Raw genomic sequence first — 17,963 nt, forward strand, 5'->3', positions numbered from 1 at the left:
TCAAATGACAAACAACCAACAAAAATTTATATTTCATACTTATAATTTCTTCAAATGACAAACAACCAATATTGGATTACTATCTTCTGTCAATCGTACATTTACCTGCTTTGACAATATTTCTAAACTCTCTTTTTCCAATATATATGGAAAAAGTAAATATATACCAACTTCGTCATTCAAAAATTTCAAACTCCGATGAAAAGGGTATATACCAAAATTGATAAAAGGAGTTGTATCTACATAAACCTTTTCATCTTTGAGATTACACATACAGTAATAAGTTTTAACAGGCTTATCAAAATCAGTTTCTGAGAATTGAAAAGAAATCCAGTTTTCATTTGACAAACAAGATCTGATATCACCAATATATTCATGTCCAGAAACTATTTTTTTGTATGTTTCTACAGAATTCAAACGGACAATCTCTTCATAAGGCATAGTTCGATTTCCAAAATCAAATTTACAATATGGTTCTATCTCTTCACCTAACTTATATACAATATTACTAGATGGGTAATAAAAATAATCATAGCTTCCAAATGTAAAAAAAGCAGGATATACAATTGCATTAACAAATTCTTTCTGAGGAAAATACCCTTTTTTTGATTCTTGAAGTTCTTCATCTAATAAAATCAAATTATAGCCATTCATATTATATGGCTTTTTAAAACAGCTATACACAAAAAATCCTAATGATGTCTTAACAAACGAATTAAATTGATATCTTGATTCTTTTGTTTTCAACACCAAGTTTCCATATGTATCATAGACATATATACGATTTTGAAATCTCTCATGTGCATAAACACGTCGTTCATCTTGTGAATAATAAATATCATTCCAATAAATATACTCATCCTTACCAGCTCCTTTTTCCCCTATAACACAACGAAAACTACCATCCAAATTAAAAACAAATATATTCATTTGCTTTGAATCAAATATGATATAGCACGAATCCGATTTATACAATTTATCCACACTGCTTAGCAATGAATTATCTGTAAGTTCTAATGGGATATAACTAACAGAATCATAGATTTCATTCATATTTAAGCCATGAACATTTTGAATATCTACATTCATTATCTTATCAATAGAATCTATTTTTCCATTTTTACCATTACAAGAGAATATTAAAAATATAATAAAAAGCGATATATTTAATTTCATTTCACATTAAATTATCAATATATGCCAGCTACTTTTCTTTTCAAAAAAGCAACTGACACATAAAACGGTTATACTTCAAGTTCAACAACCTTCATAAGGACAATCTATCACATCCCCTTTAGGACGACAACATTTATACTTTACAGTATAAGAACTGGATGGACCTGTTTTTTGAACCTTTCCATTCAAAAACCAGAGTTGTAACCCTGCATCAAAAGTCCATCCCCCACTAGCTTCTGTCCTTGTTGCTTCCGCTATTTGAAAAGTATGGCTATCCGAGTCATTAAAATCACCCGTTCGTTGGGCATAAACAGAAATTACAATATCATTACTGTATAGCCCATAATCATCCAGCGCATACTGGAGATTTAGTCCCATACCAAGGAGCAACGCGACAGCTCCCGATACTAAAACGATCTTGTTTACGATCTTTTTCATCTTAATTAGATTTTAATTTTAAACATTTTCAATCGTGACTATCACGACTTTTTATATCATTCTCATTTAGTTCTCCTTTATAGAACTTCGCAAATACTCTTTTACGGTATCAGTATTCTCCCACCTCATACTATATTGATATGTATAGAGTCCTAAATAAGTACTATACAAAAGCAACGACAGTACACACAAAATCTTTGCAAACCTTCTCCTCTGCTTTTTTACGAATACGACAAAGGCATAACTAACTGTCAACAACAAACCGATCAGAGACAAATAAAGATATCGGTCTGCAACAATTCCAAGACGAGGCATCGCTACAATATGAAGCGATAATAATAAATGAAGGATAAAGAACAAACTACCGAACAATAAAATACGATTCTTACGGTAATATAACAACGTAACAACCAATCCTGCCACTAATACCGGATATACATAAAAACGTACCGGAATGTTCACACAACCTTCGGGTATCGGGAACGGATACAAATAATTCAAATTGACAGGTATTAGCGACTTCGTTATATACTCAAACAAAGAATAACAGCCAAATAAAAAACGTTGGACAGTCGTATAGGATACAGCATCGCTCCTATTTCCCTGCAAATCAAACGTCAGAAAAGCAAAACCTATCGACACGATAAGGTATGGAAGTTTTTCAAGCCAAATGTCCATTGTCTTCCAATCACGCAAAATGAACCAATCGACCAACAACAATGATAGTGGAAAGACAAACGCCTGCTCCTTGCTTAATCCCGAACAAACAAAACAGAACAAGCTTATAACATAAAAACTTATTTTTTGTGTTACCGTATAATGCAAATAAAAAAACAATGCGAGCAAATAAAAAAAATGTGTACATCGGAACTTTTACGGCACTGATCCATGCAACCGATTCTACATTAACAGGATGGATCGCAAACAAAAACGAAACCAGGCAAGCGACATGGAATGATATGGAACGATTTATATCTCCAGAAAGTTCCAATAAACGACGGACAAGAAAAAAACACAACACAACACATCCGCAATGCCAAACAACACTCATTAAATGAAACCAAAACGGATTATAGCCGAATAAACCATATAAAAACAGATAATTCAATTCAACTAACGGACTATACTGCCCTTTATGAGATTGTGTAAATATCGCCAACAAATTCTCCCAAGTCCAACCGCTTCCTGTATAGACATTCATCACCATCCACTGGTCATCCCACGAGTCTAAGAAACCATTCGAGAATATCGGCATATAACATATAAACACCACCAGGCAAAGCAACAATGATATTGCCGAAATCCTCCAAATTCTTATGTTTTTCCAATCTTTCATATTAAATTAAAAGCTATCTATATAAGCAAAACGAATAGATTGAAAAAAATACGGAGCTAATATCATAGTTTTTTTAGTTTGTTCTGCTTGATTTTAAAGTGTCCAATACCAATCCACCACACCAGAGGATATATGTTCAAATAATACAATAACCCCCTTTTCGACTATTTTTCTATTTCGACCGAAAAGTTGATTCATTTTGGATTGACTCTTTTCACGGTTTAAGCCTTCTTTTCTGACAACAGACGAAATGAGGAGCCGAGACCGTCCCGAAAAGTATGCAATTTGATTGCCGAAAGCCGGAAACGCCGGCAAAGTGATAAACCTTAACTCCTGGAGAATCGAATATTTGAAAATAAAACGGACGGCGTTCCAAATATCCCAAGGAAATTTAGGGGCTTTTTTGCCATGAAAACGGTCCTCTTTCCAATTACGACCGTTCTAATTGCCATTACGACCGTCCTAATCTTCGCGAGCTGCCGAGTGCACTACGCATTAGCACGGTCATAATGGAAAAGAGGACGGTCGTAATGGCCGGAAACGCTCAAAAAAGGCGGAAACCCCCCTTTTTGACGTCAGAAAAGTGGATTAACATTTGTTTACCCTCGGATGTCTTCCATGCCTAAAAAAAGCGTTTTATACAATAAGCCCCCTTTGAAAATCGAGAATAAAAAAATAAACCATTCGATATTATTTAGCCATATATGATTTTTTGGTAACGACTTTACCATCCAAATCAAGTACGACCAGATTCATCTGATTGCCATCAGTAGACACCGAAACCACACTGTTATTGGAATTTACCAACACTGGGAATTTGATCCCAGTACTCGGCTCTTCATATTTATTTCTATGGAGATGTCCGCATAACATCAAGTCAACTCCGAGATCATTCAGAATAGGGACAAATTTCTTCAACACATCTTTCTGACCATGCCAGATATTGAGATCAGCAGAAGGAGGCATATGCGCAATCACCACTTTAAATTTAGCTTGTTTGAAATCCTCATTTTTATAAAGTCCCTTCATCCATTCCATCTGGTCCGTCCGATAGCCGTCATAGTCGGTAATACCACTATACTCGATATCGGAATCCGGCTTATCTTCTCCTGTATCCAACATGATAAAACAAACAGGCCCCTGTCTGAAAATATAATACAGGAAAGGTTCTTCCGGTGAAAAATATTTCTGGAAAGACGTAGCAAATTCGCCGCGAGTTTCATGGTTTCCACGTGCATAATACATCGGTTTTTCAGATGCAAACAAGTCGATACTTTCCTTCATAAACCCGTTGAAGATTGTTTCCCGATCCTGAAATACGGAAACCATATCACCATTGAAAATAATCAAGTCCTTATCTTTGTAGCCGGCAGCATTCAGTAGTTTTGTAATAATACCTTCACGCCCATGAATATCGTTGATCATCGCAAAACTTGTCTCTTTCTTCTGCGAATCACAAGTCGTAAATGTCAATGCTTTCTTTTTGTAGACATCTGAAGCAGCTACGCGTCCGTATATAACAGAAATACCTTCGTGCGACAATACTTCCTGTACATAGATGCGATACCGGTATGTCGTACCGGGAGCCAATCCTTTGACTTTTACAGTATGAAGTAAAGAGGTGTTCTTTACCCCGTTAGTCGTATCGAAATATTTGGGTCTTTCCTCACCGTAATAATGAGTCCCATCATCAGGAGCCAACTCTACCCAACCGACAGAAGGCTTATCTGCCTCCCAGACAATGGTTGCTTCATTCTCTTTTACATTCTGCAAATAAGGTCCGTAAAGGATTTTTATCTGCGCAGTTGCCACCTGAGTGGCAACTGTGAGTAAAAGTGCATATACTAAATTTCTAATGTACTTCATTGTAAATAAAATTGATTGATCTATTAATAGCCATCATTCTGAACTAATTGAGGGTTCGCATCCATCTCGGCTTGTAATATCGGCAAATGAAATTGCTTCTTGTCGAAATAACGGACTTCAATCAAACGGTCTTCAGGAGTAGCGTTCACATCGATCACGGCACGACGATCCGGATCCGGTTCGTCATAGTTGACAGTACCGCACAAACGATACAAGTCACCCGGCATAACAGCTTCCGCCACTTTTCTTCCGGTCTTGGCCCCGCTTTTGTCATATTCGTCCCAGCGAACAATATCTTCATAGCGGAACCCTTCGCCTGCCAGCTCTATTGTACGTTCCCTTCTTACCAGTTCCCGCACTTTTGCTTGCGTGTTGTATTTGGAACGATCGACAGCAATATGCCCTCCGCGTACACGCAACCGGTCAATAATATTCATTGCTTCTTGCAAATCCTGATTCAACTCGACCAAACATTCGGCTTTTGTCAACAGTATTTCCGCATACCGGAAGATAATCGGGCACAAGGCATCGTCATTCATGGAAGTGGAATATTGCCCCTGGTTTGGATACAAATATTTAGCCCACAACATACCGGTATGGGAGGCATTGTCAGCCGCAGTATAATAATCTTTATTCGAAGAACCGTTCGGCAAAGTCTTATCAAGAGTATTGAATATGCGCGGCACATTATTACGTCCCACCCAATCCAATCCGGAATAGATAACCGTATTTTTCAATCGAGGATCACGATTATAAAACGGATGGACAGGATCATAGCCGGAGCCTGCTTCGTCAATCATCTTGCCGTCCGCCATTTCAAACATATCGACCATGTTTTGAGTCGGGACAAATGAGGCCCAACCACCATCCGAATTATTATAGAAACGGATTACATCACTATAGGCATAAGTAGTTTGGACATGCTCATACGTACAAATAATTTCCTTAGAGTTTTGCCCGGCCATGGAAAACATATTCAGGAAATCAGGATCCAGTTCATATTGGTTCAGCGCAATCACTTGATTAGCCGCATCCAATGCCTCCGAATAATTGCCCCACAGCAAATTGAAACGGGCAATCATCGAAAGAACCGTACCTTTGGCAATACGTCCTTTCTCTGCCGGTTTCTCCGCGATATGTTCGGCACTCCACACCAGATCATTCATAGCATGTTCTTTCACTTTCGCTTCCGGCTCACGCGGCAGTTTGGCATCATCTGCCGTCGCGGGAACAAAATCCATAATAACAGCATCCCCATACCAAGTTGCCAGATAAGCATGGCTATAACCTCGAATTGCACGTACTTGTGCCAGGAAATCATTCTTTTGCGTTTCCGTCATTGCCGAAGCCGGCACCAAATCTATATTTTCGATGACAAAATTACAACGGCGTATCGTCTCATACTGTCTCCAATAATTCGGAGCTGACGTAGGAGAAACGCTGCCTCTCCCCATATTCCTCATATTAGAGGCATTCGTATAATTGAAGCCGATATCCGAATAGCTGTCTTCATAAAAAATAAACTTCGATCCGACATAATTATTAACCCACCAATTGTATGCTGCAGTTACAGCCGCATCGACATCATTGGAAGTATTCCAAAATGTGTTTGTTGTCAACTGATCTTTCGGATTCAGATCAAAGAAATCATCACACGAAGTAAGGGCTCCTGCTCCGGTAAGACAAAGAACAAGACTTAATATTTGTTTCAGTTTCATATTTCAATCATTTAAAATGTTACGTTAATACCGAAAGAATGGCTTTTATTGATCGGATAAATATCCAAGTTTCCGGAAGCAGACTCCGGATCTGCGTTAAAGGGCAGACTGTCAAACGTGAAGAGATTCTCGCCGGTGTAGTAAACCTTCACATTGGCTATACCCAATTTATTCGTAATCGACTTCGGTAGTGTATATCCGAAATTGATATTCTTAATACGCAGATAGTTGGTATTCATACACCAGAAAGAAGAACGACATTTGTTAGGGGCACTGACTGAGCTTTCTTCGAGGAAAAGACGCGGCCATTCAGCATTCGGATTCTCGGGAGTCCAGGCATCCAGCCAGTTGCTACTGGGGTGAGATGTATCACCAATGAACGAACCGACCACATCACGTGCGAAATAACGGCTTGTACCTGTCACACCCTGGAAAAAGACAGAAAGATCAAAATTTTTCCATCCTCCACTCAGTGTGACGCCATAAGTCGTTTTCGGCTGTTGCGAACCTTTCACCACGCGGTCTTTCGACGTCAGTTTCCCATCCCCGTCCACATCTTTAATACGGAAATCACCTCCCTTGAAAGGAGCAGACCAAGGATTACCGTATTGCTTTTCATAAGCGGCAGCTTCTTCGTCACTCTTGAACAAACCATCGACCTCATAAACATAGAACGATTGGTAAGCCTCGCCCACACGGTTGATGCTGTAATCATCGATGATCTCATTGACACCTGCCAAATCAATCAGTTTATTCTTGTTATAGGAGAAGTTTGCATTTACTCCCATTCGCCAATCTTTATTAAAGGAATGATTCCAGGCAAGACTCGCTTCCACACCGCTGTTACGCAATGAACCCTTGTTGTCCTGATAGGTTCCTGATATACCAAATGTATCGGAAACTGGTATATCCATAATAATATCGGATGTCTTGCGGTTATAATATTCGGCACTCAGCATAAACTCATTCAAGAAATTAGCATCAAACCCAAAGCCCCAGTTCGTCGAGTTTTCCCACGAAATAGTTGTAACCTTATGGCTCACAACTGTGATACCTTGATGAACCGTTCCCGCAAACGGGAAGTTTTTACCGATATACAAAGTCGGCAAATAAGGATAATACTCGTCCTTCACCGCATCCTGGTTTCCAAGCAACCCCCAAGATCCCCTGAACTTCAGAGACTGTAACCAACCTCTTGTGTTTTCCATAAAATCTTCTTCCGAAATACGCCATCCGGCGGAGAAAGAGGGGAAATATCCCCAACGATACCCTTTTGCAAAACGGGAAGAAGCATCGGCACGGAAATTAGCTTCCAGTAAATATTTGCCTTTGTAGTCGTAATTGATACGTCCGAAATAGGACAACAATGCCAGTTCACGGGAATAGCCACTGTTTGTCTGTGTGGATGAATCGCCACCGTTCAAATCAGTTACTTCGCTGTTCGGAAAACTTTTCCGGAAAGCAACCAGTTCCCGATAATCATACTTCTCAATCTTATAACCGGCCAGCGCTTTGATATGATGGTCCTGATTAAAAGTCTTGTCATAATTCAACAACGCATCCAATGTATAACGGCTCCATCTCGAAATCGTTTCCGTCAACTGGTCCGGCCCGTGGTAATTAACGTCGTCATACCAGCATTCTTTACGGTAATCCTTTGTTTCTTTTATATTCGTCACATAAGCGCCCTGCAGCGTGAATGTCAACCCATCCATTATATGATAATCAAACGCTAACAATCCGGAGAAATTCTGCTGCAAATGATTCTTCCGGCTGTTGATGTCTATCCAAGCTGCCGGATTACCATCCGATATCGAACCGTAAGAACCGTCTTCTTTTTTATAGGGAACCCAAGGAGCGATACGATTAGCCTGCCATATAAGTTGGTTCGAACCACCTCCATAGGAAGCATTCGGCTCGGAATATTGATTATGGATAAAAGCCATATTAGTCCGCATCGTAAACTTATCGGACAACTTAATATCCAGGTTCGTACGTAGATTAAACTGCTGACGATCGGAGTTTTTCATTGTTCCCTCCTGACCTAAAAATCCGGCAGATGCCATATACTTCACATCATCGGATCCCCCGCTGACATTGAGATTGTGTTTATGCATAAAGCCTGTCCGGAAAATATAATCTGTCCAAACTGTATTCGGGTGAGCGTAAGGATCCGTTCCATCCTTGAATAGACGAAGATCGTCATCTGTAAAACGAGGAGAGGCTCCATCTTGCGTCAACAACTGGTTATATAAACGGGCATAATCGTAAGAACTCAGACGGTCAATCAAAGTCGACACATTCGAAAAACTGACATTACCATTATAAGAGACTGTTGCTTTACCGGTTTTCCCCCGCTTGGTCGTAACCAAGATTACACCATTGGCAGCTTTAGAACCGTAAATGGCAGCCGAAGCCGCATCTTTCAGAACCGAAATAGACTCGATATCATTAGGGTCAATCGAATCAAAAGTCCCGGTTTCGATCCCATCCACCAGAATGTAAGGATTAGCATTATTCAGCGTACCAACCCCACGAACACGGATAGTCGAGCCATCATCCCCCGGCCTTCCCGTGCCGGACGTTACCGTAACACCCGGAGTCAATCCCTGAAGAGCGGAAGAGACATTCGTCACCGGACGGTCGATCAATTCGTCTTTGCCAATCGTACTCACCGCCCCTGTCAGATTTACTTTAGTTTGCGTACCATAGCCGACAACTACGACTTCATCCAGATTCTGCGTATCTTCATGAATTGTAATTTTGTAATCGTTATTTCCTTTCGTTACAGCCACCTCCTGGTCTACATAGCCGATATAAGAAATCAATAATATGGCGCCGTCTTCAACACCATCCAGTGTAAAATCGCCATCGACATTTGTCACCGTACCGACTCCGGCACTTCCTTTAATAACAACATTCGCCCCGATAACGGGAAAACCGGTATTATCTATAACCGTACCTTTGATTGTCTTCTTTTCTTGTTGGACAACCGCTAAAGAGATGTTTCCAAAAAGGTTGTTCTTTGTCTCTACATTATCTTGCAGAAATATCCGATTATCAACAATCCGGAAAGAAATCCCCGTGTTTTTAAAAACTTTCTTTAAAACCGATTCAATACGTTCATTTTTTACACGAACAGAGACATTGGATATTTCCTTACTCAAGATCGACTCATCATAAGAAAATTCATAACCTGTTTGTTGACTGATACTTTGTATGACCGTGCCTACTGTTGTCTTGTTTAAAGACAATTCCAAATTCACATACAAAGTATTTGCGTCATTCACCGCCATGATCGGCGATGCTGCGACTAAAAGCATTGATAATGTAGCAATAGATACTTTTTTATTCATATCATGTGATTCATTTTTGTTAGTACTATAAAAATTAGTTAACTTGTTTACCAACAGCATTTTTATTAACCGCTGCAAAGGAATATTCCTTATATTAAAGGAGTATTTACATTCGATTACATTTTAATTTCCCATAGACATTCATTTTTTTGTTTGTTTTTCAAATATATAGATCTCAGAATTTTCTATTCGGTAGGTAATCGGCGCCAAATAGCATAGTTGTTCCAGAACATCCGACAAATGTTCATCTTCATTTATCACACAACGAAATTTGCGTTGGGCCAGTTTTAAAGACTCAATGTTCACACTTACGTTATATTTGGCTGATAATTGATTGGCAATTTCACGAAGAGTTATATTTTCAAAAATCAATTGGTTAAAACGCCACGCAGCACAAACATTCACATCTACGCGGTCCGTAATATAGGTATTGTCGTTCCAGGCATAAGTCACTTTCTCCCCTGGATTCATTTCCAAAATTCTCTTACCCTTCAGGTTTTGTAAATCGATACTGCCTCTTACTAAAACCGTTTCAACAGATTTATTTTGGGCGTTAACATTGACACTGAAAGAAGTCCCATGTACTTCTATCTTTACATAATCCGTAGAAACTATAAATAGTGATGAAGCATTCTTTGCGATGTCAAAGAATGCTTCTCCTTGCAAGGAGACCGTTCGGTTTGCCGCACTGAACGACTCCGGTATTTTTAAAGCAGAATTTCCTCTTAACCAAACTGTAGAACCATCTTCCAATGCAATTTTCTTCACCTCTTCCTTGTTTCTTAATGCGATAGTCACATAAGTTTCCGGTTTAAAATACTCCCATCCGGAATATGATAGCGAAACAAGCAACAAAAGAACAGCCGCATACTTTAGCAACGGACCAAAAACATGAAAACGCTTTGTCTGATTAATCCGCGCATTTATCTTTTTCAAAGCGATATCGATCCGTTCATTATCTGCATATTTTGCAGCATTCCATGAAAGACGCAACCGGAACACTTCAGAAAAAACAGTTTCATTCTCTTCAGACAAATTACGCCATTTCATGACCTCTTCCAGTTCTTCCTGAGAAAGTTCATTAATCAAGTATTTTGCTAAAAGTGCGTAATCAAACTCCATTTTCTCTCTTTATATATAAGCTAAACGATCAACAACTAAAAACTACTGAGCTAAGACTAAACTTTTTTATTTGCGTCAAGCATATATCCCGCGTGAAAGAAGAAAAAAACAAAGTAGGTAGTAGTCATTCTTAGACATGTGTTTCTTCAGGAATTTGAGAGCTAAATAAAGATGGCTTTCCACCGTACGCTGCGGCATCTGAATCTGTTCGGAAACCTCTTTGGCTGTCAAGCCTTTTATATAAGCAAGAACAAAGACCTCACGACGCTGTTCGGGCAGCAATTCCAGCAATTCATACAAACGCCGGTAAAAATCTTTCATGCTAAGTTCTTCGATGACGGGATTGTCTCCTTCCAACAGGTTTTGATAATCTTCCAGATATTTCTCATATGTGTGGGAGTGGTATTTTTCTACGGAGAGATTTTTCTTGAAATAATCCAGGCAACGAGTGTAAGCGGATTGGAAAAGATACGAATGGAAACCATCGCTGACATACAGCTTCGCGCGATTCTCCCATACATATAAAAAGATATCCTGGACAATATCTTCCGCCACTTTCTCTTCAACCATAGAAGCCACGTAAGCCATCACCCGGGGATAATAATATCGAAAGACGCCGTTAAAGGCTTCCCGATTCCCTTTTTTCAATTCATATAGTAAAGAAACGTCGAACATACTATAGCGATTTTAAGATCTCCCAACCGTCATCTCGCCTACAAAAATAATAAAACATTTACAATTACTAACCATTTAGCTCTATATATTCGCTTTGTATCTAATAGTTGTTAACGTTCCGGAGAAGAAAACTATAATCAGAATTTCTTTATCAGGAAGATGGATTCACCCGTAAGTAGATGCCGGCAGAGAAACTTGTTTTTGTAAATGTCTTATATCCATCTTGTTCCGTACCTCTCAACGTTGCAGGCAAATGGGCATAAATATCCAAATCTATACCGAGCGAAAAGCCTTTTGCCAAGACGCGCGAATACTCCGCCCCAAAGTAGAGCATGGAAGGATTATCAAAGGTCAAACCCTCATCAGAAGTCGAAACCGCACCATAGAACGGACTGCCGAACATGGATATGAATTTGTGGCATTTCCAATAGGAAGTCTTTACACGGAAGTCATATATATCAGCCGAGGCACGCGCATAGACGCCATAGCCGTTATCGAAAGGCCACAACTTGCCGGCCTGCTGATAATAACCGGTCGCGTCCAATTCTAAATTTACATTTTTGAATATCTTATGTCCCGTGTTCCAAACACCTCCTACACCGATAGCCCCGTTCATCAGAGTTTGGACGGAGTTGGTGAAAATCGTGTCGATCTCTCCTCCCCGATGTTGTACCATTCCCTGCAAAGGCGCATAGAAATGGAAACGGGATTCCGGATCGTTAAATTTGAAACGGGTGGATAAACCGACTGTGAAAGCCTCCTGGTGAAAATCTTCCCTGAAAATGAAACTTTCCCAGTTCACCCACATATCCAGATCGAACCGGCGGGAGTTATAAAGCAACTGCAAACCCATCTCCGGATCTGCCATCATATTCAGCTCGGGGCTGTATAACGGTTCTATCAGATTATGGTTAGCCGCTCCATACAAGTCACCTAAAATAATATCCACATGATCGGACAGAGCGACTTGCGCCCGGAACCAGGGAAGGACATGGAAACCTTTCTGATATTGGTCTCCTTTCCAGCGGGCAATATCCTGATAGGCCATATTCGGATAACGGTTTGCGCCCCAAAAGCGCAGGAAATGCACACCTGCTTCCAGTTTCAACATCTCCAACGGATAATAGACCGCCTTCGCCTGCAACCAAAGCCCGGGCAAGGTATAGCCTTTCATAAATGCCCCTGAATATTCATCATCTTTGAAAAAGCTTAGGTTATCTATTTCGACAGAAAGTTCCCTGTTCTTTTCCGGATCAATCCGGTAATCCGTTTTAAAAACACGCTCAGGTATCTGGGCTTCGAGGGGATGGACTGCTGAAATCCCTGCTGCAAACAGCAAGAAGAAAAAGACTGAACGAAAATATCCGTTATTCAAATAACTTTTCATTAATCGCAAATTTTGAATGCAAACGTAACAATTAAATAGGAATAAACGAAGAACGGGGATATAGAATCTTGTCTATATCCCCGTTACTTTATGCTTTAATCGGCTTACTTAGCGTCTCGGTGTAGCTTCTTTTACTACCATCTGACGGCCTTCATATTCTGCGCCGTTTAATTCTTCGATAGCATTTTTTGCTTCGTTTTCGTTAGGAAGTTCTGCGAAAGCAAAACCTTTAGAACGACGAGTGTCACGGTCAATGATCAACTTAACTGAGTCTACTGTACCGTACTCTTCCAAAATCTGTTGCAAGTCTGATTCTCTAACCCGATAGTTCAGGTTACCAATGTAAATATTCATACAAAAACTAATATAAAATAATTAATAAAAAAAATTGAAACAATAAAACGTAAGGAAAGATCCATGTCTACAAAATTCTATTCTGAATGAATATCACGTCGGAGATAAAGAACTATACAAACAGTTTTGCTTGTCGGTACAAAGGAAAGCATTAAAATCGAAATAACATCATAAAAATGAAAAATAAATTCATGAGCGTTCAAAAAAATGTTTTTTCATTCACATCATAGCTTATTTTTCAACTTCTCAAATCCGTCAATATGCGAAACAGGCCTATTTTATAGTATTTTTGACCAATTAACCCTATATCTGGCCTTTCCGGTCTCAAACAGAAAGGCTAATTTTGCCCAATCATTTTTGAACTTAATTTGACATGGAAAAAATCGAAGTTAAAGAAGCCAATGGAAAACTTGGCATTCTTGTTGTTGGTGTAGGTGGTGCAGTAGCCACTACAATGATCACAGGTACGTTGGCTGCACGTAAAGGATTAGCAAAGCCTATCGGCTCTATTTCGCAATTAGCCACAATGCGTTTGGAAAACGGAGAAGAAAAGGCGATTAAAGATATTGTACCTTTAACCGACCTGAATGATATCGTTTTCGGCGGATGGGATATTTTCCCCGATAACGCATATGAAGCAGCCATGTACGCAGAAGTTTTGAAAGAAAAAGACCTGAATGGCGTGAAAGACGAACTGGAGGCTATCAAGCCGATGCCTGCCGCATTCGATCATAACTGGGCAAAACGTCTGAACGGTACACATATTAAAAAAGCGGCTACCCGCTGGGACATGGTTGAACAGCTTCGCCAGGATATCCGCGATTTCAAAGCGGCTAATAATTGCGAACGCATCTCTGTCTTGTGGGCTGCAAGTACGGAAATCTACATTCCACTGTCAGACGAACACATGTCGCTCGCCGCATTGGAAAAAGCCATGAAGGAAAACAATACGGAAGCTGTCTCTCCAAGTATGTGCTACGCTTACGCAGCCATCGCAGAAGGTGCTCCGTTTATCATGGGTGCTCCGAACCTGTGCGTAGACACTCCCGCCATGTGGGAATTCTCCAAAAAGATGAATGTGCCTATCTCCGGTAAGGACTTCAAGAGCGGTCAGACATTGATGAAGACAGTTTTGGCACCGATGTTCAAAACCCGTATGTTGGGTGTCAGCGGTTGGTTCTCCACCAATATCTTAGGAAACCGCGACGGCGAAGTGCTGGACGATCCTGCAAACTTCAAGACAAAAGAAGTCAGCAAGCTGTCTGTTATCGACAATATCTTCGAACCGGAAAAATACCCGGACCTGTATGGCGATGTATATCATAAGGTACGCATCAACTACTATCCTCCCCGCAAGGACAATAAAGAAGCCTGGGACAACATCGACATCTTCGGATGGATGGGCTATCCGATGGAAATCAAGGTAAACTTCCTTTGCCGCGACTCCATCCTGGCTGCTCCTATCGCTCTCGACCTGGTGTTGTTCAGCGACTTGGCCCTGCGTGCAGGCATGTGTGGCATCCAGACTTGGTTATCATTCTTCTGCAAGAGCCCGATGCACGACTTCGAGCACCAGCCTGTACACGACCTCTTCCAGCAGTGGAGAATGGTTAAACAGACATTGCGCGACATGATCGGCGAAAAGGCTCCTAACTATCTGGATTAAAAATTCAAGGTATATAAATTTAGTTTCATAGGGATGAAACTTTTGTTCCATGCCTATGAAACTTTTGTTCCATGCCTATGAAACTAAAATTCCATCACATGGAATTCACGATACAACTTTCTCCCGGATAAGGAGAAAGTTGTATTATTTTTATAACTTTGCACATATTTTACAGACAGGATGAAGAAAGTCCCTCTTATTCATATTATCATAGCAACAGGCTTTGGTTCCGGTTTTTCTCCGTTTGCCCCTGGTACGGCGGGTGCGCTGTTGGCCACTTTAATCTGGCTGGCATTGTCCTGCACCGTCTCTCCTATTTGGTTGCTTATCATAACCGCTTTACTGATTATTGTCTTTACGATTGCCGGGATTTGTTCGGCAAACGCAGTCGAACCGATCTGGGGAAAAGATCCCTCGCGAGTGGTGGTAGACGAGATGGTAGGCGTGTGGATTCCGCTGTTGGCGGCTCCGGCAGGAGATCGTGGCTATGCATTTGCGGCTTTTGTGCTTTTCCGCCTGTTCGACATTTTCAAACCGTTGGGCATACGCAAAATGGAGAGCCTCAAGGGAGGAGTTGGAGTAATGATGGATGATATTCTGGCCGGTATATACAGCCTCATCCTGCTAATCGGTGCAAGATGGTTGATTGGATAAAAAAAAGTGCAAAGGCTTTTTCGGAGAAAGGCGGGATATTCATGTTCATACGGGCCCAATTTTCTTCGCAGATTGCCAGTGCAACGGACTTTTTAGTCACCATTTTATTAGTAAAATTATTTGGTATCTATTACGTATATGCAACTTTCATCGGCTCTGTTTGCGGCGGAATCGTGAATTGCATAATCAATTACAGATGGACATTCAAATCCAAAGAATGCAAGAAATGGCACATCATGATAAAATATCTGCTGGTCTGGATCGGCAGTATTTTACTGAATACCTGGGGCATCTATTTAATGACAGAGACAATCAGTCAGAATCCTTGGGTCAGGGAGACTCTGAAACACTATATCGACGATTTGTTCGTCTTCTCAAAAGCGGTTGTTTCCCTGCTTGTCGGATTTCTTTGGAATTACAATATGCAACGCGTTTTTGTCTATAAGAATTGTAGAATAAAAGGCCGGTTTCAAAGAGCGGACACAAAATAAAAACAAAAATAATAAGATATGAAATTCAAAGTTTTAAGAGATTGGCTACAGCAGATGATCTATAAGATCATCAATCCGCTTGTGCACGGAATGATCAAAATTGGGATCACTCCCAATTTTATTACGACGACAGGATTAATCCTGAATATTGTAGCGGCTTGTATATTCCTTTATGCCGGCATGAAGGGAGAACGGGAAGATTTCTATTATATCGGCTGGGGTGGCGGCATCATCCTGTTTGCCGGACTGTTCGACATGATGGACGGCCAGGTGGCACGAATCGGGAAAATGAGTTCACTTTCGGGGCGTTATACGATTCGGTCTCGACCGGTACAGCGAACTGACTGTTTTCTTCGGTATCTGCTTTTACCTGATCAACCAGGGATATGTGATCAGCTCGATCGTTGCCTTTATCGCCCTCATCGGTTCGCTGATGGTAAGCTATGTACGTGCCCGTGCGGAAGGGTTGGGACTTGATTGCAAGGTGGGATTCATGCAGCGGCCTGAACGCGTAGTATTGACCGGACTGGGTGCGCTCTGCTGCGGTATCTTCGCTCCCATGATGGAAAACAGCGAGACATTCGAACCGATCATGATATTCGTAATACCTTTGCTGATTGTTGCAATATTCTCTAACCTGACAGCATTCGCTCGTCTGAACCATTGCCGTAAACTACTGATAAATAAAGACAACGAATGAAAAAAGCCTTTATACTCCCGTCTAAGAAAGAGACTGTAACAGTTATTGGCCTGATGATCCTGTTCCTTCTGCTGACAGCCGTATGTATCGGACTGCGTTCGGAGCATATACTTATAGCCGGTTTGTACCTGTTCCTCTTTTTTGCCGGCAAGACGACCCGCAAATTGGCTGTTGCCTTGTTGCCGTTTGCCCTTTTCGGCATTTCGTACGACTGGATGCGCGTTTTTCCGAATTACGAAGCGAATCCGATCGATGTGGAAGGTTTGTACAACCTGGAAAAAAGCCTTTTCGGGATAAATGACAACGGAAATAGATTAATACCTTGTGAATATTTTGCGATTCATAATTGCCAGATAGCCGACTTCTTCGCCGGTATTTTCTATCTCTGTTGGGTTCCGGTCCCGATCGCATTCGGTCTGTGGCTTTATCTGAAAGGCGACCGAAGCTTGTATCTGCGCTACTCGATGGTATTTCTATTCGTTAACCTGATCGGTTTTGCCGGGTATTATATCCATCCGGCCGCTCCGCCCTGGTATGCTATAAACTATGGTTTCGAACCGATTCTGAATACTCCCGGTAACGTTGCCGGGCTCGGCAGGTTCGACGCGTTGACAGGGCTTTCCATTTTTGACTCCATCTATGGCCGCAATGCGAATGTATTTGCAGCCGTTCCGTCGTTGCATGCCGCCTATATGGTAGTGGCACTTTGTTATGCGATCATTAACAAATGCAATAAATTCGTGATCACCCTTTTCGCAATTATCATGTTGGGAATCTGGGGAACAGCCGTCTATTCATCACATCATTATATTATTGATGTAACATTAGGCATCTGTTGCGCTCTCCTGGGCATCCTGATCTTCGAAAAAGGCTTGATGAAAACCGGCTGGTTCAAAAACTTCTTCAACCGGTATTATACTTATATCAAATAGCATCGGAATGCTATGATATAAGTTATTATTTCTTCGAATTGGCACATTATAAACCATCATCCATTACATCTTGACCTTTTTTCTCGCGGCGG

13 protein-coding genes and 2 pseudogenes are annotated in these 17,963 nt (G+C 40.8%); 5 read left to right on the top strand and 10 right to left on the bottom strand.

Translation table 11 applies throughout. The features are described from left to right. Positions 1-39 precede the first annotated feature (39 nt). The 10 genes and pseudogenes from DW083_RS11420 to DW083_RS11470 form a co-directional block, all read right to left on the bottom strand. On the bottom strand, positions 40-1,176 hold the full coding sequence (locus tag DW083_RS11420; protein ID WP_122332437.1) for a 6-bladed beta-propeller: 1,137 nt from the start codon (positions 1,174-1,176) through the stop codon (positions 40-42). An 81-nt stretch (positions 1,177-1,257) separates the two neighbouring features. Then, positions 1,258-1,614, bottom strand: coding sequence for a hypothetical protein (locus tag DW083_RS11425; protein WP_122332438.1), 357 nt, complete (start codon positions 1,612-1,614; stop codon positions 1,258-1,260). Positions 1,615-2,302: 688 nt separating this feature from the next. Then, positions 2,303-2,950, bottom strand: coding sequence for a hypothetical protein (locus tag DW083_RS11435; protein WP_147382132.1), 648 nt, complete (start codon positions 2,948-2,950; stop codon positions 2,303-2,305). 690 nt (positions 2,951-3,640) lie between these two features. Further along, complete coding sequence (locus DW083_RS11440; protein WP_122332441.1) at positions 3,641-4,816, bottom strand: FN3 domain-containing metallophosphoesterase family protein; 1,176 nt, start codon at positions 4,814-4,816, stop codon at positions 3,641-3,643. A gap of 23 nt (positions 4,817-4,839) precedes the next feature. Continuing rightward, positions 4,840-6,534 (bottom strand): RagB/SusD family nutrient uptake outer membrane protein, encoded by a 1,695-nt coding sequence (locus DW083_RS11445; RefSeq protein WP_122332442.1) that lies wholly within the window; start codon positions 6,532-6,534, stop codon positions 4,840-4,842. Between the two features lie 11 nt (positions 6,535-6,545). Then, positions 6,546-9,890 (bottom strand): TonB-dependent receptor, encoded by a 3,345-nt coding sequence (locus DW083_RS11450; RefSeq protein WP_122332443.1) that lies wholly within the window; start codon positions 9,888-9,890, stop codon positions 6,546-6,548. Between the two features lie 141 nt (positions 9,891-10,031). Beyond that, the gene (locus tag DW083_RS11455) at positions 10,032-11,012 is read right to left on the bottom strand and encodes a FecR family protein (protein ID WP_122332444.1); all 981 of its coding nucleotides are present in this window, start codon (positions 11,010-11,012) and stop codon (positions 10,032-10,034) included. A gap of 75 nt (positions 11,013-11,087) precedes the next feature. Then, the gene (locus DW083_RS11460; RefSeq protein WP_122332445.1) at positions 11,088-11,687 is read right to left on the bottom strand and encodes an RNA polymerase sigma-70 factor; all 600 of its coding nucleotides are present in this window, start codon (positions 11,685-11,687) and stop codon (positions 11,088-11,090) included. 137 nt (positions 11,688-11,824) lie between these two features. After that, positions 11,825-13,074 (bottom strand): annotated as a pseudogene (locus DW083_RS11465) (hypothetical protein). Between the two features lie 108 nt (positions 13,075-13,182). After that, positions 13,183-13,428: an RNA-binding protein gene (locus DW083_RS11470; RefSeq protein WP_115499160.1), complete on the bottom strand. Its 246-nt coding sequence runs from the start codon at positions 13,426-13,428 to the stop codon at positions 13,183-13,185. A gap of 373 nt (positions 13,429-13,801) precedes the next feature. Here DW083_RS11470 and DW083_RS11475 point away from each other — a divergent pair, with 373 nt between their 5' ends. The 5 genes and pseudogenes from DW083_RS11475 (at position 13,802) to DW083_RS11495 (ending at position 17,871) form a co-directional block, all read left to right on the top strand. Beyond that, positions 13,802-15,094, top strand: coding sequence for an inositol-3-phosphate synthase (locus DW083_RS11475; RefSeq protein ID WP_115499161.1), 1,293 nt, complete (start codon positions 13,802-13,804; stop codon positions 15,092-15,094). A gap of 180 nt (positions 15,095-15,274) precedes the next feature. Continuing rightward, positions 15,275-15,748 (top strand): phosphatidylglycerophosphatase A, encoded by a 474-nt coding sequence (locus DW083_RS11480; protein ID WP_122332446.1) that lies wholly within the window; start codon positions 15,275-15,277, stop codon positions 15,746-15,748. Beyond that, positions 15,733-16,239, top strand: coding sequence for a GtrA family protein (locus DW083_RS11485; RefSeq protein WP_122332447.1), 507 nt, complete (start codon positions 15,733-15,735; stop codon positions 16,237-16,239). Before DW083_RS11480 ends, DW083_RS11485 begins: the two co-directional genes overlap by 16 nt. A gap of 18 nt (positions 16,240-16,257) precedes the next feature. Continuing rightward, positions 16,258-16,939: pseudogene (locus DW083_RS11490) on the top strand (CDP-alcohol phosphatidyltransferase family protein). Next, positions 16,936-17,871 (top strand): phosphatase PAP2 family protein, encoded by a 936-nt coding sequence (locus DW083_RS11495; protein ID WP_122332448.1) that lies wholly within the window; start codon positions 16,936-16,938, stop codon positions 17,869-17,871. The pseudogene DW083_RS11490 and the gene DW083_RS11495 overlap by 4 nt, the downstream one beginning before the upstream one ends. Positions 17,872-17,963 lie beyond the last annotated feature (92 nt).

It is taken from the genome of Parabacteroides sp. AF48-14, from assembly GCF_003477465.1.
Classification (GTDB): Bacteria; Bacteroidota; Bacteroidia; order Bacteroidales; family Tannerellaceae; genus Parabacteroides; species Parabacteroides acidifaciens.